Source organism: Klenkia brasiliensis (assembly GCF_900100695.1).
In the GTDB taxonomy this organism is placed as follows: domain Bacteria; phylum Actinomycetota; class Actinomycetes; order Mycobacteriales; family Geodermatophilaceae; genus Klenkia; species Klenkia brasiliensis.
The window spans coordinates 473,534-494,665 of the sequence record NZ_FNCF01000003.1 but is presented as its reverse complement, the minus strand read 5'-3'; the positions used below and the strand labels follow the sequence as shown (position 1 = coordinate 494,665).

The following is a 21,132-nucleotide window of genomic DNA, read 5'->3' as shown; positions in this document are numbered from 1 at the left end:
GGTCAGGCGAGGTAGTCGCGCAGGGCGTCGGCCCGCTCGGGGGAGCGCAGCTTGCTCATCGTCTCGCGCTCGATCTGGCGCACCCGCTCGCGGGAGAGGCCGAAGCGCTTGCCGATCTGCTCCAGGGTGCGGGGCTGCTCGCCGTCCAGGCCGAAGCGCATGATCACGACGTCGCGCTCGCGGTCCTCCAGCGTGCCCAGCACGTTCCGGACATCGCCCTTCATCATCTGGAAGGCGACGGCGTCCTCGGCCACGGCCGCGTCGGTGTCCTCGATGAAGTCACCGAGCCGGGACTCCTCGTCGGCGCCGACGGTCTGGTCCAGCGACACCAGGTCGCGGCTGTACTCCAGCAGCTCGGTGATCCGCTCCGGGGTCATGTCGAGCTCCAGACCGAGCTCCTCGGCGGTGGGCTCACGCTCGAGCTCCTGGTGGATGCGCCGCCGGGTGCGCACCACCTTGTTGACCTGCTCGGCCAGGTGGACGGGGAGCCGGATGGTGCGGCCGCTGTCGGCCATCGCGCGGGTGATGGCCTGGCGGATCCACCAGGTCGCGTAGGTGGAGAACTTGAAGCCCTTGGTGTAGTCGAACTTCTCGACCGCGCGGATCAGGCCGACGTTGCCCTCCTGGATCAGGTCCAGGAACGTCATGCCGTGGCCGGTGTAGCGCTTGGCCACGGACACGACCAGGCGCAGGTTGGCCTCCAGCAGGTGGGCCTTGGCGGCCTTGCCGTCGGCGACCAGCAGGGTGTAGTCGCGCTTGACCGCGGGGGTCAGCTTCTTCTCGCCCAGCAGCCGGTCGGCGTACAGCCCGGCCTCGATGCGCTTGGCGAGCTCGACCTCCTGCTCGGCGGTGAGCAGTGCGGTCTTCCCGATCGTGTTCAGGTAGACACGGACCAGGTCGGTCGAGACCAGGCCGGTGGTGTCGGGGGTACGGCGCGGGGTGCGCACGCTGAGGGTGTCGGTGGGGGAGGACTGCAGCAGCGTCACGATGGTTCTTCGTCCTTGCCTCTCGGGTCGGATGGCCGCCGGTCGTGCTGGCCGTCACCCGGGCGTCTTCGGTGCGGGACGAGCGGCGCCGGGATCGCCGGCCGGGCCCGTCCTCGGGGTGGTGGCCCCGATGTGGTACGCCCATGACAACGGCCGAGACCACCCCTGGTGTTCCTGACCGGTCCGTCTCACAGTTGCCGTGCAGGGAGGCGACTACCCGACGGGGCCCGGCCGAACCACAGCGGTGTGCTTCAGGTCTCCAGCAGCAGCGTGAAGGGACCGTCGTTCACGCTGCTGACCTGCATGGACGCCCCGAACACGCCGGTGGCGACACGCGCGCCGCGCTCGCGCAGCGCGGCCACGACGGTCTCCACCAGGGGCTCGGCGACCGGCCCGGGGGCGGCCGCCGACCAGGACGGACGACGCCCCCTGCGCGTGTCGCCCTGCAGCGTGAACTGGCTCACCACCAGCACCGGCAGCCCGAGGTCGGCGGCCGACACCTCCCCGTCGTCGCCGGGGAAGACGCGCAGCTCGTGGATCTTGCGGGCCATCTCGCGGGCCGCCGCGGCGTCGTCGTCCCGGGCCACCCCGACCAGGGCCAGCAGCCCGCGGCCGACCTCCCCGACCACCGCGCCCTCGACGACGACGGAGGCACTGCTGACCCGGCTCACCACGGCGCGCACGCCGCCGATGGTGCCGCACGGCCTCAGGCGACCCCGGCCCGCTGGAGCAGGTGCCCCACCGTGAACGGCGTCGTGGCCGGCCGCCACGCCGGGCGGGCGTTGACGTAGCTCGTGCGGTCGAGGAACAGCAGCGTGAGCAGCGTCCCGGCGACGAGCAACCCGCCCGTGGGCCCGAGCCGGGCGCCGCCCTGGGTCAGCTCGGCCTCCTTGAGCACGTAGAACCACAGCGGCGCCCTGCCGCCCCACCCCGGGTCGGTGAGGCCGAGCTGGGCGTTCGTCAGCGGCCGCTGGCCGAGCCGGGCCGCGACGTCCTGGCCCGCGGGCAGCCCGAGCCGCTTGCCGCGCAGCAGGTTCCGCTCGGCCAGGTCGGTGATGAGCGGGGTGGTGTCGCGGCTGACGACGGTCCCGGGGAGGTCGTGCAGCGGCAGGGCGAGCCGGGTGTCGATCCGGCGGGCCAGGTTCAGCCCGTCCGGGCGCGCCCTGCCGGGGACGTCGAAGAAGTACTCCCAGTGCACCCGGTGGCCCGGCGGCACGGGCCGGCCACCGGACAGGTCGTCGGGCGCGGTGCCGAACACCGGGAACACGTGCGCGTCGTTCACCTCGTACTCCGAGCGGACCATGCTGTGCCCGAACCGGTAGGCGGCCACCGAGAACTCCAGCGGCATCATCGGCCGCACCGTGCTGCGCGGGCGGAACCACGGGATGCGGTTGCCGAGCGCCAGCAGGCCCTGGACCACCGCGGGCTGGCACACCCGGGGGAGGAACTCCTGGACGACGAGCCACTGGAAGTGCCACTGCGTCAGCCGCCGCGCGTCCAGGTAGGACCGGCCCTCGGCCATCTGCACGTTGTGGAAGCGCAGGAAGGCCGCGTGCAGCTGGGTGATGACGAGGTTCTCGTCGTTGCGGGGGTCGCCCAGGTGGGCGGTGCCGTCGGGGGCGCGGGGCAGGTCGGGGACCCCGTCGGGCTCGCCCACGGCCAGCCAGCCGGGCCGGGCGGGGTCGTAGAGCTGGGGGTCCAGGTCCGGCCCGCGGCCGTACACCGAGCCCAGGTCGAAGCACGCGGTGTCGAAGTTCCGCAGCCCGTGCGGGTCGACCGCCTGCTCGGTCAGCGGGGTGGTGTCCCGGGTCAGGTCGTGGTCGATGAACTGGCCCAGGAAGGTGTAGCCGCCGGTGATGGCCGGGTTGTCGTCGGCGTCCCGGTCGCTGGGGTCGGTGCCCGGGGTGCGCGGGTCGGTCATCGAGCGGGCCAGCGAGGCGAGCAGGGCGTCCGGCGGCTGGTGGGCGGGGAGGTCCTTGAACAGCAGACCGAACCGGCCCTCGGTGGCCCGCCCGGAGGTGACGGCGATGTCGGAGCCCCGCGGTGCGCCCACCGCGTGCTGCCAGGTGCCCGGGCCGCCGGTGGCCGCCGAGGCCGGGTGGCCGAGGACCGACGGCACCAGGACGGGGGCGGCGATGCCGGCCGCCGTCGCGCCCAGGAACCCCCGCCGTCCCATGCTCGGTGTGCGGTCGACCACGGGACCACCCCCTTCGTCGGGCCCCTTCGTCGGGCCCCTTCATCGGGGCCGACCCTGGCCGGTCCGGGCGGGGGCCGGCCACCCCCAGACCTGGGGGAGCGCCACGGCGCGGCACCCCGGGGCAGGGGGTGCCGCGCCGCGGCGCCGGTCGGGGGTGGGTCAGGCGTTGGCCAGCGTCACCGGCCCGACCTGGCCGCCGCCGGAGGACGTGACGTACACGTCGGCCGGGCGGGTGCCCGCCGCGGCGGTGCGCAGCCGGAAGGTCCACGTCCCGGTGGCCGCCCCCGCGGCCGGGGTGCCGACCACGGCGGTGCCCAGCACCGGGCCGGTCGGTCCGCCGGACCGGATGCTGACCGTCGCGCCGGGCACCGACCCGGTGCCCTCGACCCGCAGGTCGCCGACCTTCCAGCTCGCCCGGGTGACCGTGACCGTGTCGGTCGCCGGCCGGGTCGGCGTGACCTGCGCCGCGGCGGAGGCCGGCCCGGTGCCGACGCCGTTGGTGGCGGTGACGACCACGTCGTGCACCACCCCGTTGGTCAGGCCGGTGAGCACCAGCTGGGTGGCGCCGGGTCCGGCGGTGCCCCGCACCGGCGTCCCCGTGCGGGGGGTCGCGGTGACGGTGTACCCGGTGACGGGCGAGGTGCCCGGGCTGGTCGGCGCGGTCCAGTTGACCGTCGCCCGGCCGTCGCCGGCGGTGACCGTCCCGATGGTGGGCGCCCCCGGCGCGGAGGGTGCCGTCAGCGTGTACGTCTCGTTCTTCACCAGGGAGGAGTTGCCGGCGGCGTCGATCGCCACGTACCGGAGCACGACCGGCGTCCCCGCGGTGGGGGAGACGGTGATCGGCCCGGTGTACGGCGTGGACGTCGGGGCGGCGGTGTCCGGCCCGTCCAGCGGGCTGGTCCCGTCCAGCGTGTAGTAGATGCCGGTCAGGCTGGTCGACTCGGTGGTCAGGGTGACCGTGACCGGGCCGGTGACCTGGCCACCGGCGGGGGACGCCGAGACCGGCGGCGGGGTGGCGTCGGTGGACCCCGGCGGGGCGGTCACGCCGTCCAGGGCCGGGGGCCAGCTCTCGCCCGCGTCGCTCAGCGCCCGGACCTCGACCCGGTGCCCGGCCAGCTCGCCGGGGAGGGCCACCCGGGTGGCGGCGGGGTCGGCGATGCGTACCCCGGTCTCGGTCACCACGCCCGCGGCGCTCTGCCGGCTCACCAGCCGCACCGTCCAGCCGAGCACGGGGGAGGTGCCCGGGTTCTGCGCGGCCGGGGTCCACCGCACGTCCACGTCGCCGCCGGCCTGGGTCGCGGTGACGGCGCTGGGCGAGCGCGGCCCCTGGCCGGTGGCGCCCGCGGGGCAGCCGCCCATGCCCGGGCCGCCGGTCTCCCCGGCCTCGGCGATGGTCAGGCCCTGCCGGTTGCCGTCGGCGTCCTGGTTCTGCCAGGTCATGGCCCGCAGCGCACCCTCGGCGGCGAGCTGGGCGGCCGCGTCGGTGGCGAAGGTGTAGTGCGCGGTGAAGCTGGTCCCGGTGACCGAGAGCCCCGAGCTGTAGGAGCCCTTGGGCGCGGCCACCTCCGGACCGGTCACCGCGCGCACGTCGCGCCGCGCGATGGTGGGGTCGTCGCGCATCGAGGGGTTGATGATGCGCTGCTCGAGGAACGCGGGGTCCACGCCGCTGCCGATGTGCCCGGTGACCGTCAGCTCGGTGCCGCTCACCGACGAGCCGGTCACCTGGGCATCCTGCACGGTGGTGTCCGCGGTGACCGACCCGAAGGCCACGGTGACCACGTCGCCCGGCCGGATGTCCGGGGTGACCGACAGCGTGGAGCCACCGGCACCCCAGCAGACCCCGCCGGGGTGGTTGACCTCCACCACGGGCGCACCGGCGGCGATCGCCGTCGCCGACGCCCCGGTGCCGAAGGTCTGGCCGACGAGCACGCCGCCGCGGCGCACCTCGATGGTCACCCGCTGGCCGGAGGCCGCGGCGAAGCCCTCCAGGGAGACCATGTCGCGATCGGGGAACACCACGATGTTGTCCGGGAAGACCGGCACCGCGGCCTTCGCGGACTGCGCGACGACGACGGCGGGCACCGCGGCGGCGACGAGGGCCGTCGTCGCCAGGAGCGCGCGGCGCCACCGGGGACGGCGACCGGTGGTCGCGGGCGGGTGGGCACGGTGGGCTGGCATGGCTGCTCCGGTGGTGCGGGAGGGGGTCCGGCCACGGGGGCCGGGACGACGGGACCGACCCTCGTCGCGCGGCAGCGGGCACCCCAGCCGCCCGCTGGGGGGAGCCGACCCCCCAATGCCGGGGGTCAGCACAGGCCGTCGTCCAGGGCGGCCGGGGCGGGCCAGAGGCGGAGCAGGACCCGGCCGGTCAGGGCGGCCACCGGGACGGCGCCGAACACGCGCGAGTCGACCGAGCCGGCCCGGTCGTCGCCGAGCAGGAAGACCGAGCCCGCGGGCACCCGGACCGGCCCGAACCACACGCCGTCCAGGCGGTCGGGGTCGACATCGCGCTCGCACACCGGCCGGCCGTCGACCACCAGCACGCCGTCCTCGATGGCGACCTCGTCACCGCCGACCGCCACGACCCGCTTGACCAGGGGCTCCCCGGTGACGTCGGCCGACACCGTCACCACGTCGCGCCGGCCGACCTGGCCGGCGCCGTGCTGCACCAGCAGCAGCGCGCCGGTCGGGGCGGCCGGCGCCATGCTGCCCGAGCCGGTGCGCACCGGCTGGAGGGGCAGCACGCCCAGCACCGAGGCCGTCACCACCAGCAGGGCGGTGACGGCCAGGGCGGTGCCACAGGTGCTCAGCCGAGGACGCCGGTGGCCCACGCCGTCCACGCCGCCAGTCCCAGCACGAGCAGCCCGGTCGTCGTCCGGCGCCGGGTCGCGGCCGGCAGCAGGGCGGCGAGGCCGAGGACGGCCAGCACCTCGAGCGCCCCGGTGGTCGTGCCGAGCGCGCCCAGCGGTTCCACCTCGACCGGGGCGTCCAGGCCCAGCGCGACCGCGCCGGCGGTCTGGACCGCGTGGCCGGTGGCGTGCCCGCCGTGCCCGGCCGCCGTGCCGTGCAGGGGGGTCAGCCAGTCGGTGGTGTGCCCGACGAGCAGGACCAGCAGGAACCCGACGGTGGCCCACAGGGCCAGCTGCACCGTGCGGCTGTCCCACCCGGAGCCCCGGCGGCCCAGCAGCAGCCACCCGGCCATCCCCAGCTGCACCGCCGCGGTCAGCACGAAGCCCGCCGTCAGGGTGGGGGCCTCGCCGAGGTGCTGGGCCGCCGCCACGCCGTGCAGCACGCCGGCGCCGCCGGTCGCCGCCGCGGCGACGAACCGCCACCGCGTGGCGACGGGTGCGCGCTCGACGCGCGCGCTGCGGCGCTGCCCGGGGGCGACCGGCAGGACGGCGGTCACAGCGCCGGGGGCGTGCCGTAGGCGGGCGGGGCGGCGTGCCGGGGGTCGCAGTCGGCGTCGTGCACGCCCACCTGGAACTGGGTCATCATGTCGTGGTCCTCGTGGCTGAGGTTGTGGCAGTGGATCATGTAGCGCCCGTGCTCGGGCCCGAAGCGCATGAGGATCTGCACCGTCTCGTTCTCCCCGACGTAGACGACGTCCTTGGGGCCGCGCTCCTGCGCGGGGGCCGGCCGGCCGTTGCGGCTGAGCACCTGGAAGTCCACGAGGTGCACGTGCACGGGGTGGAACCACCCGCCGGAGCGGTTCTCGATCTCCCACAGCTCGACGTCCCCGACCTCGGGGTGGCTGAAGATGCGCTCGTAGTCGCTGCGCTCGACGTCGTCCCAGGTCTCGCCGTTGATCGTCCACAGCTCGTTCACCCGCTGCAGCCGCAGCTTCTTGGTGGCCTTGGCCATCGAGGGGGTCAGCGTCATCGCCTCGTGCGGGCTGGCGAGCACCGGCGGCACGGTGTTGTTGGTGGTGTCGGTGGCCGGGCCGGAGGCCTGGAACTGCATGACCTTGTTGGTGTTGTCGAAGTCGACGGCGTTCTTCACGCCCCGGTTGACCAGCTGGATCCGCTGGCCCACCGGCAGGGCGGCGAAGTCGATCACCACCTCGTACCGCTCGGCCATGCCGATGGTCAGCTCGGTGACCTGCTGCGGGGCGGCCATGAGGCCGCCGTCGGTGGCGATCACCTGGAACGGCTGGCCGTTGCTCAGCGCCAGCTTGTACCCGCGCGCGATCGAGGCGTTGAGCACACGGAACCGGTACTTCCGTTGCTCGACCTGCATGGTGGGCCAGGGGCGGCCGTTGACCAGGACGACGTCCCCGTAGACCCCGGAGTGGGTGTTGTCGTCCCACAGCAGCGACCCGTCGGCGGCGAAGGCGACGTCGCCGAGGATCATCGGCACGTCGTAGCGGCCCTTGGGGATCGGCAGCGCGGCCTCGACGGCGTCGGTCAGGTGGTACTGCGCGGCCAGGCCCATGTAGACGTTCTCCGCCGTGTGGTGCACGCCGTGGTCGTGGTACCAGAGGGTGCGGGCCGTGGTGTTGTTCGGGTAGACGTAGTCCTTCCACTGCCCGGGCATCGAGTTGTCCCCGGCGTAGCCGTCGTACTGCGGCTTGGACGGCATGCCGTGCAGGTGGGTCGACGTCCACGGCACGTAGCCCAGCACCGGGTGGGTGGCCGGCAGCGCGTTGATCTGGCGCACCACGGTCTGCTTCCCGGCGCGCGCCTTGATCGTCGGGCCGGGGACCTGGCCGTTGTAGCCCCACAGCGGCGTGCGGACGCCGGGCAGGATCTCCCCGACGAAGGCCTGCTGGGTGAGCTGGAAGTAGTCCGCCGTCGCGTCGCTGCGCACCGGGGTCAGCACGGGCGGGACGGTGAAGGGCACCGTGTAGGGCCGGGGCAGCTTGCTGGCGGCGATCCTCGAGGCGCTCTTGCCGGACAGGACGCCCTGCCACGGCAGCGCCAGGGCGGCGGCGCCGAGCACGGAGACCTTGAGCACGTCCCGGCGGCTCAGGGCGGGGCTGGACATGGTGGGCTCCTATCGGCCACCGCCCTCGGGTGGCCCGGGTCGAGCCTCGACCGGTGCGTCCGGGCGCCCCAGCCGTCGACGGGGGGAGACCGGGCACCCGCTAGTGGGGGTGCCGTGTGGTCACGCAGGGTGAGGGGTGTCAGCCGGCCGTCAGCGGGAGCGCGACGACCACCCTGGTGCCCCCGCCCGGGCGCTCGCCGAGCTCGGTCCACCCGCCGGCGTCGCGGGCCCGCTCCACGACCAGGCGCAGGCCCAGGTGGCCCTCCGCCCGCCGGTCCACCCCCGAGGCGGGCAGGCCCACGCCGTCGTCCTGCACGGTCAGGTGGACCTCGTCCCCGACGGCCCGCACCCGTACCTCCACGCGGTCGGCGCCGGCGTGGCGCAGCGCGTTCCCGACCAGCTCCCGGGCCGCGCGGAGCAGCACGGCCGCGGTCGCCGGGGGCAGCTCGGGCAGGTCGCCGACGTCCACCGCGACCGCCGTGCCGGGTGCGGCCGGGTCGGTGGCCAGCGCCTCCACGGCGTGCCGCAGGCCCTCGACGTCGGCGTCGGGCGGGTGGGCCTCGACCATGAGGCGGCGGAGCTCGGCCAGGGTGTCGCCGACGCTCGTGCCCAGCCGGTCGAGCACCTCGGGGCGCAGGTCGCCGCCGGTCATCCGCAACGCCGACAGGGTGTAGGCGACCCCGGCGAGCTCCTGCACCGGTCCGTCGTGCAGGTCGGCGGCGATGTTCCGGCGCTCCCGGTCGGACTCGGCGAGCACCCGGTCGGCGAGCTCCCCGCGGGCGTGCTCCTCGCGCCGGATGCGGCGGGCCATCGACACCGCGACCGGGATCTGCACCAGCTGCAGCAGCACCATGCCGCCGACGGCCACCAGCACGATCTGCTGGCGCAGCAGGCTGGTCTGCGCCTCCACGCCGCCGTAGCTGTAGTAGGCCTCCAGGACCAGGTCCTCCCCGGCGAGGGCCAGCGGCGTGTAGACCTCGACCAGCGGTGCGCCCCCGGCGCCGTGCTGGCCGGTCTCGGGGTCCTCGTCGACGTCGGCGACGGTCGTCCCGGCGAGCGCCCGGGCGAACTCCTCACCGGTCGGCGGCCGGGTGCCGACCAGTGACTGGTCGGTGGAGTACAGGACGGTGCCGTCGGCGTCCCAGACCACCACCGAGACCAGGGTCCCGTCGCGCAGCCGGATGTCGACCAGCCGGTCCAGGTTCTCGCGGTCCGCGGCCACCCCGGCCAACGCGCCCTCGAGCAGGGGGGCGACGGTCAGCCGGCTGAACCGGTCGGTCGTGCCGGCGGCCTCGTCCAGCGCGCTGCGCCGGGCGATGACCTCGCTCAGCACGACCGCCACCGTGGCGACGACGACCAGGACGCCGAGCCCGAGGGCGACGAAGGCGGTCAGCGCACGCCGGGGCGAGGACGCCGGCCACGCGGTGCCCACCGCATGCCCGGCTCAGACCCGGGAGGGGCTGTCGAGCAGGCCGAGGGACTGCGCGGTGATGACCGCCTCCAGCTGGCTGCTCACCCCCAGCTTCACGTGCAGCGACTTCACGTACCCCCGGCAGGTCTCGACCGTGATGCCGAGGGTCCGCGCGACGGTCTTCACCGGGAGACCCCGGCCCAGGCAGGTGAGCACCTCCTGCTCCCGCGCGGTGAGCCTCGGGACGTCCCGGGCCGGCGCGGCGGGGGCGCCGTGCGCGCCGTGGCCCGCGAACGTCGACGGGGCGATGACCATCTGCCCGGCCCGGCACCGGCCCAGGACGTCGAGCATCTCCTGCAACGACCCGTTCTTGGGGATGTAGGCCGATGCGCCGGCCTGGTTGGCGCGCACGACCCAGGCCGGGTCGCCGTGCGCGCTGACCACGGCGATGACGGTGTCCGGGGCGAGGGCCCGGATGCGGCGGGTGGCCGACAGCCCGTCCTGGTGCGGCATCTCGATGTCCATGACCACGACGTCGGGTCGGAGGTCCAGGACCGCCTCGACCGCCTCGTCGGCCGAGGAGGCGACCCCGACGGGCTCCATGCCCGCGGCGCCCAGCGCTGCCGACAGCAGCTCGGCGAAGCTGCGGTGGTCGTCGACCACCAGCACCCGGGTCGTCGCGTTCCTCGTCCGGTCCGGTGTCGCCGTCGCCATGCCCGCCTCCGCGTCCGTTCGGTATGGCGCTGAACCGAAGCGGAACCGGACCGTCCACGTCAATGCTGCCCGTGTCGGTCCCTGAACCGGTTTCGGGTGTCATCACGCAGCGTGACAACGGTCAGACGCCGCGCTCAGACCTCCGGCACGCGGGGGAGCGCCGGGTGCCGCCGGCCCCACGCCGTCCCGCCCTGCGCGACCCGCCGCACGAGCTCGGGCAGGTGGGCGGGGTCGTCGCCCTTGAGGGCGAAGCCCGCGGCGCCGGCGTCGGCCGCGTCCGCGAGCAGCTGGTCCGACAGCGACCCGGAGAGCATGAGCACCCGGGTCGCGGTGCGGGTGCTCACCTCCCGGGCGGCGGCGATGCCCGACATCCGCTGCATCCGCACGTCGAGCAGGGCGACGTCGGGGCGGTGCAGCTGCACGGCGGCGAGCACCTCGTCGCCGTCCTCGCACTGCGTCACGACCTCGATGTCGCCGGCCCCGGTCAGCACGTCGACCACGCTGCGCCGCACGAAGGCGTGGTCGTCGGCGACGAGGACGGAGATCACCGGACACCTCCCGACGCTGGACGACGCGCGCCATGGTGCGCCCCGGTCGGCCGATCGCCAAACCCGCCGTGGGGGGTGCCGGGCCCCCAGCACGGGTGGGGTGGTCGTCGGCCCTCGGCCCGCGGAGGGGGCCGCACGCCGAGCGGGGCGGGACGCCGGTCGCCCGGCGCCCCGCCCCGCGTCAGCGCCGTCCGCAGGCGGTCAGGTCCACCCGCAGCTGCTGCCCGCGGTCGATGACCACCGGCACCCGCTGCAGGACCTGGCCGCCGCGCTCGCAGGTGAGCGTCCAGTTCTCCACCAGCCCGGGCACCGTCGTCGTCCCCGCCTGGTAGGTCGCCGCATCCAGCGTCCAGCTCGGCGCCACGGAGGCGAAGTTGACGACCCGCAGCACGTAGGTCCCGGCGGTGACGTCCTGCAGCAGGACACGCTCCTTCTCCCCGATGGAGTTGCCGGAGCTGCCGACCGGGGTCAGCGACCCGTCGGCGCCCCTGCGGTGGACCTCGAGGTCGAAGTCGTCGGGGGTCGGCCAGTCGAGGGTGACCTCGAGCAGGTCGGCGTCCTGGGTGACCACGAACTCCTGGTCGGTCGACTGCAGCGGCGCCGTCGTCCCGGTCCAGGACTGCTGCTGCACCGGCGCGCCGGAGAGCGTCTCCACCTGCCGGTCCATCACGACCGGGCGGGTGGAGGGGTTGACGTGCCAGGTGTACCGGCCGTTCGCCCCGACGGTCATCGTCGTGCTCAGGGTGTCCTGGATCGCGCCCTCCCAGGTCGGCGTGGCGACGCTCTTCTGCAGCCGCAGCGTCGCCCCGGCCGGCGCCCGGCCGGTGAGCACCGAGTGCGTCTGCGGGTCGACCGCGTTCTCCAGGGCGATGAGGTAGGCCTCGCGGTTGCCCTTGCCGGCGTACTCACCCGCACCGAGGTACTCGTCGACGACCTCGGGGAACGGCGGGTGGAACTCGGTGCCGATCTCCCAGGTGAAGGCGAAGCCGCCGGTCGTGTTGTACGACCAGTCGTCGGTGGAGCCGGTGGTGTCGTAGAGCTCGTACGCGCGCTGGCTGGTGTACCCGTTCTGCGCGGCCATGGCGGCACCGAGCGCGGCCATCGCCTCCTCGTCGGCGGCCTCGCCGATCGGCACGCCCTGGCTGGGTGCCACCTGGTCGGGGGAGACGCCACCGGGGCGGAGAATCAGGTCGGAGAACGTGTGGTTGGTGATCATCGTCGTGACCTGCCGGCCGCTCATCAGCTCGCGGATGTTCTGCGACTCCGGCTCCGAGAACGGGGTCGCGCCCCGGTAGGTCGGGTTCACGAACTGGTCGGAGGCACCCGGCCCGCCCCAGTAGGCGCCGTAGTTGCGGTTGAGGTCGACGCCGACGCCGAAGGCACCCGGGGTGGTCGCGGTGGCGAGCCGGCAGGTGCCGTCCGGGGTGTCGACCCCGTCGGCGACCCGGCAGTTCTTGCGCATGTAGGCCGCGCCGGGGGTGCCCAGGATCGACACGGTGCCGCCGTCGTCGACCACCCGGCCGTCGAGCAGGGCGCCGTCGGTGATCGACCGGTCGAACCCGTCGGGGTTGACCACGGGCACGATCACGATCCGCGACCGGTTGACCAGGTCGGTGATCCGCTGGTCCCGGCCGTAGTTGAGCACCAGGTCGTAGGCGAACTCCATCGTCATCTCGCCGGAGGGCCACTCGCGCGCGTGGTGCAGGCCCATCATGAGGAAGACGGGCAGGCCGGTGTCCGGTCCGTTGACGTCCCGGCCGATCTCGATGCCCTGGATCAGCCGCCCGTCCAGCGACCGGTGCGGCAGCGTGAACGTCTTGACCAGGTCGCGGTGGTGCAGCGCCAGGGCGGCCATGTCGGTGTCGTAGTCGTCGAGGGTGCGGTAGGCGTCCCGGCCCGAGGGCAACGGCGAGCGGTCGGTGGCCGCGGCGTACGCGGCGTTCTGCTGGTTGATCTCGACGGAGCGGGCCACCAGGTCCGGGATGCGGACGTCGTAGCCGAGACCGGCCGCGCCCAGCACGTCGAGGTCGGCCGGGGTGTGCAGGACGACGTCGGTGGTGCCGGGGCCGGCCCCCGCGGTGTCGAGCCCGAGGCTCTCCACCAGTTGCCGGGCCTCCCGGGTCGGGGTGTCGATGCTGACCAGCTGGGGCGCGAACACCGTCTCCTGGGCGGTCGCGGTGGTGATGGGGCTCGTGGTGGTCAGCCCGACCAGCAGGGCGGTGCCGAGGCCGACGAGGGTGGTCCGTCTGCGGAGCGGAGGGAGCAAGGGGTGCCTCTCGTTCTGGGTTGCGGCTCTGCAACACCTGTGCAGTTGCCGTGAGAACGAGGGGCCCCCGAGGGCGTCACGGCCGTCCCGTGACGTTCGTGTGAACATCGGTCACATCTGGTTCCGCGGCGCAGCGAGGCGGCCGGGGGTCATGGCCGAGCAGCTGCCGGCGGAGCACGACGATCCCCTCGCGCAGGCCGCCGGGTCGGACCTGTCACCCGCGGCCGCGTCCAGGCTCCTGGTCCGGACGTCCGGCTGGGGCAGACTTCGGCCGTGCCGACCATCCGGATCGCCCAGGACCCCGCCGCCGAGGACCTGCTCGGCCGCGACCCGCTCGCCCTGCTGCTCGGCATGCTCCTGGACCAGCACGTGTCAAGAGGAAGCTGTGGACAGTCCGGCTGGACGAAGGGCCGGGACCGTCTCGACCGCGTCTCGACGTCGGCTGACCCCGGAGCTGCATGGCTGAGTCGGAGCTCGGCACCGTCCTGGCTCAGGCGAGGTCACCCGGGCTCGGCGACCGCCCGGTCGAGAGCCGCCAGCTGGCCGCGATCTGCAAGCCAGGCGCAGAACTCCGCCGGGGGCATCGGTTCGGCGACGACCCAGCCCTGGATGCGGTCGCAGCCGAGGTCTGCCAGGACGCGTGCCGTTCCGGTGTCCTCGACCCCCTCCGCGACGAGATGCAGCCCCAGGTCGTGGGCGAGGGCCACGGTGTGGCGGACGACGGCATGGGTGGCGCGGTCCTCGACGATGCCGGTGATGAGGGACTGGTCGAGCTTGAGCTCGTCTGCGGGCAGGCGGGTGAGGTAGGCCAGCGAGCTGAACCCGGTCCCGTAGTCGTCGATGGACACACGTACGCCGAGGGCGCGCAGGTCCCCGAGCAGCGCGCGGGCCGCTCCGACATCGGCAACCAGGCTGTCCTCGACCACCTCGATGGTCAGTGCACGGGGCGGCAGGTCGTGGCGGTGCAGGGCCGAGACAACCCGGCCGGGCAGCGACGGGTCGACGACGTCGACCGCGGCCAGGTTGATCGAGACGGGCACCTCGTGCGTCGTCCACCAGGTCGCGGCGGCGGCCAGGCCGCGGTCGAGCACCCGCTCGGCGACGGCGCCGAGGTGGCCGGCGCGCTCGGCGCTGCGCAGGATGGCGGCGGGCGGCAGGATGCCGCGGTCGGGGTGGTGCCATCGCAGCAGCGCTTCGGCGCCGAGCACAGCGCCGGTGGTCGCGTCGACCTGGGGCTGGACGTGCACGTCGAGCTGGTCGTCGTCCAGAGCGGTCCGCAACTCGTCCATCGACTGCAGTTCGTCCATCGGTCCGACGGCGGGGTCGGGCACGTAGATTCTCACCCCACCCCGGGCCCGCTTGGCGCCGTACATGGCGATGTCTGCGCAGCGCAGCAGCTCGGTCACCGAGTCGGCCGGGACGGGGCAGCTGGCGACGCCGATGCTCACGCCGACGTGCACTCGCATCCCGTCGAGGGTCACCCCCCGGGCCATGGCGTCGCGAAGGCCCTCGGCCACGGCCCGGGCGGTCTCGACGTCGGTGTCGGGCAGCACGACGGCGAACTCGTCGCCGCCGAGGCGGGCCAGCAGGTCCCGGGGGCGGGTCACCTCCTGGAGCCGGCGGGCGAGGATGCGGAGCAGTTCGTCGCCTGCAGCGTGGCCCAGCCCGTCGTTGACCTCCTTGAAGCGGTCGAGGTCGAGGAGCAGCAGGGCTGCCGGGCGCGCGGCCGTGGCGCGGCCGACGACCCGCTCAGCGCCCTCGAGCAGTGCGCGACGGTTGCTCAGGCCGGTCAGCTCGTCGGTGACCGCCTGCTCGCGTATCTCGTGGAAGCTGCGGACCTCGTGGAACGTGACGGCTGTGCGGCACAGCCCGGCGAGGACGCAGGCGATGGCGAACCAGGCGGCCAGGGGCGGGAAGCGCTCTCCCCAGCCGGCGCCCAGGAGTGCGAGTGAGGCCGCGTTGCAGGTGAGGGGGAGCACCAGCAGGCGCCACCCGACCCGCGTGTGGGCATCGGCGGCCCGGTCGACCGCGTCGGCCGGGGCGCGGGTGGCCGCCCAGGTGAGCCCGGCGGCCGCGACCAGCCATCCCACGTCGACGACGCTGCCCTCCACGTAGGTCCCGGCATTCGTCTGCTGCAGGAAGGCGATGTCGGCGGCGAGGTTGGCGACCAGCCCGGCGCCGACGGCCGCCAGGGTGGAGTCGCGGTTGACGCCGAGGACGGCGGCCACGCCGATCAGCACCGCGATGAGGACGACGTCGACCACCGGGTAGGCGAGGGTGATGACAGCGGTGGCGGTGTCGGGGGCGAGGTGCTCCAGCCACGGTGTGAGCACGAGGGCCACGGCGACAGCCGCCCCGCCCAGGCCGCCGATGAGCCCGTCGAGCCACATGCTGGGGTGGAACCTGGGCACCCGCACCCGGATCAGCACGATGAGGGCCACGTACAGCCCGACGTAGCCGGCGAGGTAGAACACGTCGGCGATGGAGGGCCCGTCTCCGTGGCCGGTGGCGTCCAGGACCGACCACGTGCCGTTCGCCACCGCCGTCAGCCCGAGGTACCAGGCCACCCCCAGCCAGGCCGTCCGCTCCCGGGGGGACCGGCGTGCTGCTGCCAGCGCTGCGGCCACCCCGACCACGAGGACGGAGTTGTAGAGGGCGATGTCCACGACGAGGTCCCAGACAGGGCCGGTCGGCCGCCAGGTGATCGCGGCGCAGTAGACGAGCCCGAGGACGAGGGTCGACGGCCAGCTCCACCCCCGACGTCGGGGTCCGTGCACCAATCGCCGAACAGAGGTCATGGATGAGGCATCGACCCCCTCCGGTGGACCTGCAGATCAGCCCACGGCTCGATGACCCCATGGGATGACCGGCCAGAACGACAGTGTGTCGATCCGACGGTGAGCCGCATCACCACCACGAAGGGTGAGGGGTGTCGGACGGTGCTTCACGGGCGGGCAGCCGTGCCGACGATCTTGGTATGACTAAACCTTCGAACGCGGCGCCAAGAAGCGGTCGTCGACGATCGCTGAACGGCCTGACGATCCAGCTCGCGGCCGTCGCCCTGACCTTCCTGCTGGTCGCGCTCCTCGTCGCGTCAAGCAGCTACGCCGCATTCGTCGCCACGACCGACAACACCGCCGACACGGTCACCAGCGGCGGGGTGGCGCTCAGCGACAACGACTCCGGGTCGGCGATGTTCGCCAGCGAGGGTCCGTTGACCCCCGGCAACAACCTGTCCCGGTGCATCGACGTCACCTACACCGGCACGGTGAACCCCGGGCCTGTCTACCTGTACTCGGCCGGCGTCACGGGCGATGCCGGCACCTACTTCAACCTCACCGTCGAGGTGGGTCCCGACACCGCCGATGCGTTCGGCAACTGCAGCAGCTTCAGCGCCACCTCGACCCTCTACACCGGGACCATCGCGGCCTTCCAGTCCAGCAAGAACTCCTACGCGACCGGCATCTCGACCTGGGACCCCGCCGCCAGCGGGGAGACGCGCACCTTCCGGTTCACCGTCTCGGTCGCCAACGACCAGAACGCGCAGAACAGGACCACCAACTTCGGCTTCACGTGGGAAACGCGTTCGGCCTGAGCCGGACCGGGGCGCCGTCACGCAGTTGGGTGCGCACGACCGCCTTCGTGGCCGGGACGGTGAGCAGCCTGCTGCTGACCGTCGCTCTCGGTCTGGCCACCTGGATCGTCCTGCCGACCCTGGTCCTGGGGTGGCACCCCACCCTGGTCACCAGCGGCTCGATGGAGCCGGTCGTGTCACCGGGGGACGTCGTCGTCCTCCGCGACGCCGGCACCGCCGGGCTGGACGTCGGCACCGTCGTGCTCTACGACCTGCCCGGGACCGGGAGGGTCCTGCACCGCGTCGTCGCCGTGCAGGACGACGGCACCTACGTCGTCCAGGGGGACGCGAACCCCGCACCTGACGCTGCCCCCGTCCGGCCGGACCAGGTCCGAGGGGCCGCCGTCCTGGAGGTGCCCTTCATCGGGTTGCCGTCGCTGTGGGTCGAGCGGGGTGACACGACCTCCCTGGCGCTGGCTGCCGCTCTCCTCGTCACGACGGTGTGGCTGGCGCCGAAGGCGAACGACCCCGAGCTCGACCCCTGGAACCGCCAGGACCACCGACTGCCCGGCGAGATCCTGCTCGCCGGCCGCACCCGTACCTCCACGTCGGCCGGTGGTTCCCTCGTCCCCGCCGCCCTCACCGTTGACCTGGCACGCCGGCTGGATGCCGCACGCGCCGCCACCACCACCCCGGAAGGCTTGACATGATCAACGACGGTTCCCGGCGGCAGCTGGGGAGGACGGTCGCCGCTCGCGCCTTCTCCCAGGTGCGGCTCGTCGCCGTCGTCGGCCTCTGCGTCCTCGCCGCGGCCTACGAACCAGGCCCCTCCTCGACCGTCGAGCGGCCGCTCGCCCTGGCCCTGCTCGGCCTCGGGGCGGCGGTCCTGGTCGCCGGCGACCGCGTGTCGGTGCGTCGGCTCCGGCGGCCCGGCCACCGCGTGCGTTCGGCGCTGCTCGGCGTCGCGGTCGACGCCGTCGTGGTCGTGGGTGTCGTCTGGGTCGCGGGACCGCCTCCCCGGTCGCTGGCCGTCGTCCTGGTGCTGCTGCCCCTCCTGGAGGCAGCCGTGCTGGCCGGCCTCAGCGGCCTGGCCGTCACCTGGGTCGGCTGCACCACCGCGCTCGTCGTTGCGCAGTTCCTCACCCCGGGGTCGCTGGACGTCGCCGCGCTCCAGGCCCTGGTCGTCACGCTGCCCCTCCTGCTGCTGGGAGCCCTGCCCCTGGGTCTGCTCGGCGAGCACCTCGTCGCCGAGGTCGTCCGGTCCCGCGCCGCGGGTGCCGACGCCGACGACCGTTCGGAGCTCCTCGCGAGCGTGGTGGCCGCGGGCGCCGACCTCGTGCGCCCGGACGTCCACGACGTCCTGACCGGTCTGGTAACGGCGGCGATGCGCGTCGGTGCCCGGTCCGCGTGGGTCGTCAGCGCGGACGGCCGGGTCGTGGCCGGTGACGGCGATGCCCGGCGCCGGCCGGACGACGTCCGCTGGCAGCTGCACGGCGAGGGCGACGACCTCCACACGCTGCGGGTGACCGTGCCCGAGGGCCGGCGCGATGACCGCGTGGTGGAGGCGCTGGAGCTCCTGGTCGCACAGAGCCGGGTGACCCTGGAGTACGCCACGCTCGTCACTGACCTCCGCCGGCTCAGCGCCGCCATGCACCAGCAGGCCGAGCACGACCCGCTGACCGGGCTGCTGAACCGGCGCGGGCTCATCGACCTGGCCGCAGGGATGCCCCGCCCGGTCGGGATGCTGTTCTGCGACCTCGACGGCTTCAAGGCGGTCAACGACCTGCACGGCCACGCCGCGGGCGACCTGCTCCTGCAGCGGATAGCCGCCCGGCTGGAGGCCTCCCGGCCGGAGGGCTCGGCGCTGGCCCGTTTCGGCGGCGACGAGTTCGTCCTCCTCCTGCCCTCGGCGGACCCGCTCGAGCTGGCGACGGTGGCTCGGCAGGTGGAGTTGGTGGTCGGCCGGCCCGTGCTCCTGCCCGGTGGTACGGCGCGGGTGGGTATCAGCATCGGGACCGCGACCTCGACCGCCGGCGAGGACCTCGAGGCGGTCCTCCGGGCCTCCGACGAGGCGATGTACGAGGTCAAGCGCGGACGACGGGCGCAGCGGTCCGGCGCGGCCGGTGCGGTGGCGACCCGGTGAGCCGCCCCACCTGGGTGCGGGCGGCCGTCCTCGTCCTGGCGGCGGCCGGGACCGTGGCGCTCACCCAGGTCACCTCGACCGCGGCCTTCACCGCCAGCACGACGAACACCGCCGACCAGGTCGGTTCCGGGACCTGGTGCGTCAACCCGACCACCGTGACGGTCACGGCCTCGGAGGACGCCACCATCCGTGAATCCCCGGCCAACGCCAACTACGGCACCACGACCACGCTGCTGGTCCGGTCCGGCAACGGTGGGCTCAACCGCTCCCTGGTCCGGTTCGCCCTGCCCACGATCCCCGCGGGCTGCACCCTCAGCGGCGTCAGCCTGCGCCTCTACCTGTCCAGCAACGACTCAGTGCGCAGCATCGTGGCCCGCCGCGTGTTGACGACGACGTCCTGGAGCGAGACCGCGGTGACCTGGTCCACCCAGCCCACGACGACCGCGACCGGGGCCGCGACGACCTCGACCCCTGCCAGCCCGGGCTGGCAGACGTGGCCGGTGCAGAGCATCGTCACCGGGCTGTACGCCGAGGGCAACGGCGGCATCGAGATCGCGGACGCCGACGAGACCACCGGCAACGACCTGCAGACCTACAGCAGTCGCGAAGGGTCCAACCCACCCCAGCTGGTCCTCTCCTGGGGCTGAGGCCCCAGGACGCGGGCGGTCTTGCAACACCCAGGACCGCCCCGCGGAGGCCGCATCGTTCCCAGCCAGTCCGGTGGCCTCCCGGCCCAGCGGTAACCCGGCCCGGAACGCAGACCGGGATCGCGACCACCCGGTAGCCCGGCGACGCGCCTGGCGTCATGCACGATCGAGCGGGGCTTGCCCAGCTCCGAGTCGCGGTGGTGTGGTCAGCGACCCGCAGCAGTTGGGCCAACGGCGAGCCTGGCTGGTCGGCCAGGACGCTTCCATGGCGCGTTCCCCCACGGCCCCGTGGGCCTGGACCTCCCGGTGCGCGGCGGTCAGGTCATCGCCCGGGTTCGACACCGCTCGGTTGGGGCGACCTGATCGAGGCGTCGAGGCTGATGCACGGTGAAGGACTCGCCGAGGTGGCAGCTGGCGACGTCGATGATCGCCAGTGCTGCCCGTGGGCATGGTGCAGACTGCCGGCGTGCCGACCATCCGGATCGCCCAGGAACCGGCCGCCGACGACCTGCTCGGCCGCGACCCGCTCGCCCTGCTGATCGGGATGCTGCTGGACCAGCAGTTCCCCATGGAGCGGGCGTTCGCCGGGCCCGCGCTGCTGGCGCAGCGGCTCGGCACGGACACCCTGTCGGCGGCGGCCATCGCCGACGCCGACCCCGACGCGCTCAAGGCCGTCTTCGCCGGGCCGCCGGCGGTGCACCGCTACCCGGGCTCCATGGCCGAGCGCACCCAGGCGGTGTGCCGGCTGCTGGTCGAGCGCTACGAGGGCCGCGCGGAGAACCTCTGGGCCGACGTCCCCGACGGCGCGACGCTGCTGAGGCGGGTCGGGGAGCTGCCCGGCTTCGGTGCGCAGAAGGCGAAGATCCTCGTCGCCCTGCTCGGCAAGCAGTACGGCGTGACGCCGTCCGGCTGGCGGGAGGCGGCCGGTGACTACGGCACCGACGGCGCCCGCCGCTCGGTCGCCGACGTCGTCGACCCCACCAGCCTGGCCGAGGTGCGGGCCTTCAAGCAGGACGCCAAGGCCGCTGCGAAGGCGAAGAAGACCAGCTGAAACGGGATTTCCCGCCACGCCCGGCGGGGGTACCCGATCCGGTGGCACGATGGGTCGCGTGACCACGAACCGGGAGACCCGCAACGAGCCGGTGCTCATCACGGAGGCGCAGCCGAGCCTGGGTGACCAGCACGCTGCCCGCAAGAAGCGGTACGTGATCACCATGCTGATCCGCATCGTGAGCGTGATGCTGGCGGCGATCTTCTACCAGACCCTCTGGCTGATGGCGATCTTCGCCGTCCTCGGCACGGTGCTGCCGTGGATCGCCGTGGTCATGGCCAACGACCGGCCGCCGAAGAAGAAGGTCGACGTCAACCGGTACAAGGTGCCCGCGCCCGACCGGATCCTCGAGGCCCGGCCCAGCGCCGGGCGGGTCATAGACTCGGAGCCGTGAGCACCGAGATCCTGGAGCGCCCGGACGTCCGCGAGAACACCACCTCGCAGCCGCCGGAGGTCTTCCACTACGTGAAGAAGAACCAGATCGCCGAGAGCGCCGTCATGGGCACCCTGGTCGAGGCGCTGTGCGGCGAGGTCTTCCCGGTGACCAAGAGCCCCAAGCCCGGCAGCCCGGTGTGCGAGCCGTGCAAGGAGGTCTACGCCCAGCTCAAGAAGTGA

At 73.9% G+C, this 21,132-nt stretch carries 19 protein-coding genes; 7 read left to right on the top strand and 12 right to left on the bottom strand.

The window, feature by feature from the left end:
• Nucleotides 1-2 precede the first annotated feature (2 nt).
• The 12 genes from sigB to BLT39_RS10900 all read right to left on the bottom strand — a co-directional run bounded on the left by sigB (nucleotide 3) and on the right by BLT39_RS10900 (nucleotide 15,768).
• Nucleotides 3-986 (bottom strand): RNA polymerase sigma factor SigB, encoded by a 984-nt coding sequence (sigB, locus tag BLT39_RS10955; protein WP_091062620.1) that lies wholly within the window; start codon nucleotides 984-986, stop codon nucleotides 3-5.
• 251 nt (nucleotides 987-1,237) lie between these two features.
• The gene (dtd, locus tag BLT39_RS10950; protein WP_091062619.1) at nucleotides 1,238-1,669 is read right to left on the bottom strand and encodes a D-aminoacyl-tRNA deacylase; all 432 of its coding nucleotides are present in this window, start codon (nucleotides 1,667-1,669) and stop codon (nucleotides 1,238-1,240) included.
• A gap of 23 nt (nucleotides 1,670-1,692) precedes the next feature.
• The gene (locus tag BLT39_RS10945) at nucleotides 1,693-3,183 is read right to left on the bottom strand and encodes a peroxidase family protein (RefSeq protein WP_091062617.1); all 1,491 of its coding nucleotides are present in this window, start codon (nucleotides 3,181-3,183) and stop codon (nucleotides 1,693-1,695) included.
• Nucleotides 3,184-3,342: 159 nt separating this feature from the next.
• Complete coding sequence (locus tag BLT39_RS23310) at nucleotides 3,343-5,361, bottom strand: fibronectin type III domain-containing protein (RefSeq protein ID WP_091062616.1); 2,019 nt, start codon at nucleotides 5,359-5,361, stop codon at nucleotides 3,343-3,345.
• Between the two features lie 125 nt (nucleotides 5,362-5,486).
• Complete coding sequence (gene lepB / locus BLT39_RS22425; protein ID WP_165640243.1) at nucleotides 5,487-6,020, bottom strand: signal peptidase I; 534 nt, start codon at nucleotides 6,018-6,020, stop codon at nucleotides 5,487-5,489.
• The gene (locus BLT39_RS22420; RefSeq protein WP_165640242.1) at nucleotides 5,987-6,586 is read right to left on the bottom strand and encodes a hypothetical protein; all 600 of its coding nucleotides are present in this window, start codon (nucleotides 6,584-6,586) and stop codon (nucleotides 5,987-5,989) included. The genes lepB and BLT39_RS22420 overlap by 34 nt, the downstream gene beginning before the upstream one ends.
• Nucleotides 6,583-8,163: a multicopper oxidase family protein gene (locus BLT39_RS10930; RefSeq protein ID WP_091062614.1), complete on the bottom strand. Its 1,581-nt coding sequence runs from the start codon at nucleotides 8,161-8,163 to the stop codon at nucleotides 6,583-6,585. Before BLT39_RS10930 ends, BLT39_RS22420 begins: the two co-directional genes overlap by 4 nt.
• A 139-nt stretch (nucleotides 8,164-8,302) precedes the next feature.
• Entirely contained in the window at nucleotides 8,303-9,595 is a 1,293-nt protein-coding gene (locus BLT39_RS10925) for a sensor histidine kinase (protein ID WP_091062612.1), read from the bottom strand.
• A gap of 12 nt (nucleotides 9,596-9,607) precedes the next feature.
• Entirely contained in the window at nucleotides 9,608-10,288 is a 681-nt protein-coding gene (locus BLT39_RS10920; protein ID WP_091062611.1) for a response regulator transcription factor, read from the bottom strand.
• Nucleotides 10,289-10,422: 134 nt separating this feature from the next.
• Entirely contained in the window at nucleotides 10,423-10,836 is a 414-nt protein-coding gene (locus BLT39_RS10915) for a response regulator (RefSeq protein WP_165640241.1), read from the bottom strand.
• A 181-nt stretch (nucleotides 10,837-11,017) separates the two neighbouring features.
• Nucleotides 11,018-13,102, bottom strand: a complete 2,085-nt coding sequence (locus BLT39_RS10910; RefSeq protein WP_242658316.1) for a M14 family zinc carboxypeptidase — start codon at nucleotides 13,100-13,102, stop codon at nucleotides 11,018-11,020.
• 500 nt (nucleotides 13,103-13,602) lie between these two features.
• A complete protein-coding gene (locus tag BLT39_RS10900; protein ID WP_242658315.1) occupies nucleotides 13,603-15,768 on the bottom strand; it encodes a putative bifunctional diguanylate cyclase/phosphodiesterase in 2,166 nt (721 codons plus the stop codon).
• A gap of 263 nt (nucleotides 15,769-16,031) precedes the next feature.
• Between BLT39_RS10900 and BLT39_RS22415 the strand changes: the two genes are divergently transcribed.
• The 7 genes from BLT39_RS22415 (at nucleotide 16,032) to BLT39_RS10870 (ending at nucleotide 21,132) form a co-directional block, all read left to right on the top strand.
• The gene (locus BLT39_RS22415; RefSeq protein WP_165640240.1) at nucleotides 16,032-16,697 is read left to right on the top strand and encodes a hypothetical protein; all 666 of its coding nucleotides are present in this window, start codon (nucleotides 16,032-16,034) and stop codon (nucleotides 16,695-16,697) included.
• 29 nt (nucleotides 16,698-16,726) lie between these two features.
• Nucleotides 16,727-17,386 (top strand): signal peptidase I, encoded by a 660-nt coding sequence (locus BLT39_RS22410; protein ID WP_165640239.1) that lies wholly within the window; start codon nucleotides 16,727-16,729, stop codon nucleotides 17,384-17,386.
• Nucleotides 17,383-18,819, top strand: a complete 1,437-nt coding sequence (locus tag BLT39_RS10890; protein WP_131801467.1) for a GGDEF domain-containing protein — start codon at nucleotides 17,383-17,385, stop codon at nucleotides 18,817-18,819. The genes BLT39_RS22410 and BLT39_RS10890 overlap by 4 nt, the downstream gene beginning before the upstream one ends.
• Nucleotides 18,816-19,466, top strand: coding sequence for a CBM96 family carbohydrate-binding protein (locus BLT39_RS10885; RefSeq protein WP_091062597.1), 651 nt, complete (start codon nucleotides 18,816-18,818; stop codon nucleotides 19,464-19,466). The genes BLT39_RS10890 and BLT39_RS10885 overlap by 4 nt, the downstream gene beginning before the upstream one ends.
• Before the next feature lie 466 nt (nucleotides 19,467-19,932).
• Nucleotides 19,933-20,517, top strand: coding sequence for an HhH-GPD-type base excision DNA repair protein (locus BLT39_RS10880; RefSeq protein WP_242658314.1), 585 nt, complete (start codon nucleotides 19,933-19,935; stop codon nucleotides 20,515-20,517).
• 58 nt (nucleotides 20,518-20,575) lie between these two features.
• On the top strand, nucleotides 20,576-20,911 hold the full coding sequence (locus tag BLT39_RS10875) for a DUF3099 domain-containing protein (RefSeq protein ID WP_242658313.1): 336 nt from the start codon (nucleotides 20,576-20,578) through the stop codon (nucleotides 20,909-20,911).
• A complete protein-coding gene (locus tag BLT39_RS10870) occupies nucleotides 20,908-21,132 on the top strand; it encodes a DUF3039 domain-containing protein (protein ID WP_091062594.1) in 225 nt (74 codons plus the stop codon). The genes BLT39_RS10875 and BLT39_RS10870 overlap by 4 nt, the downstream gene beginning before the upstream one ends.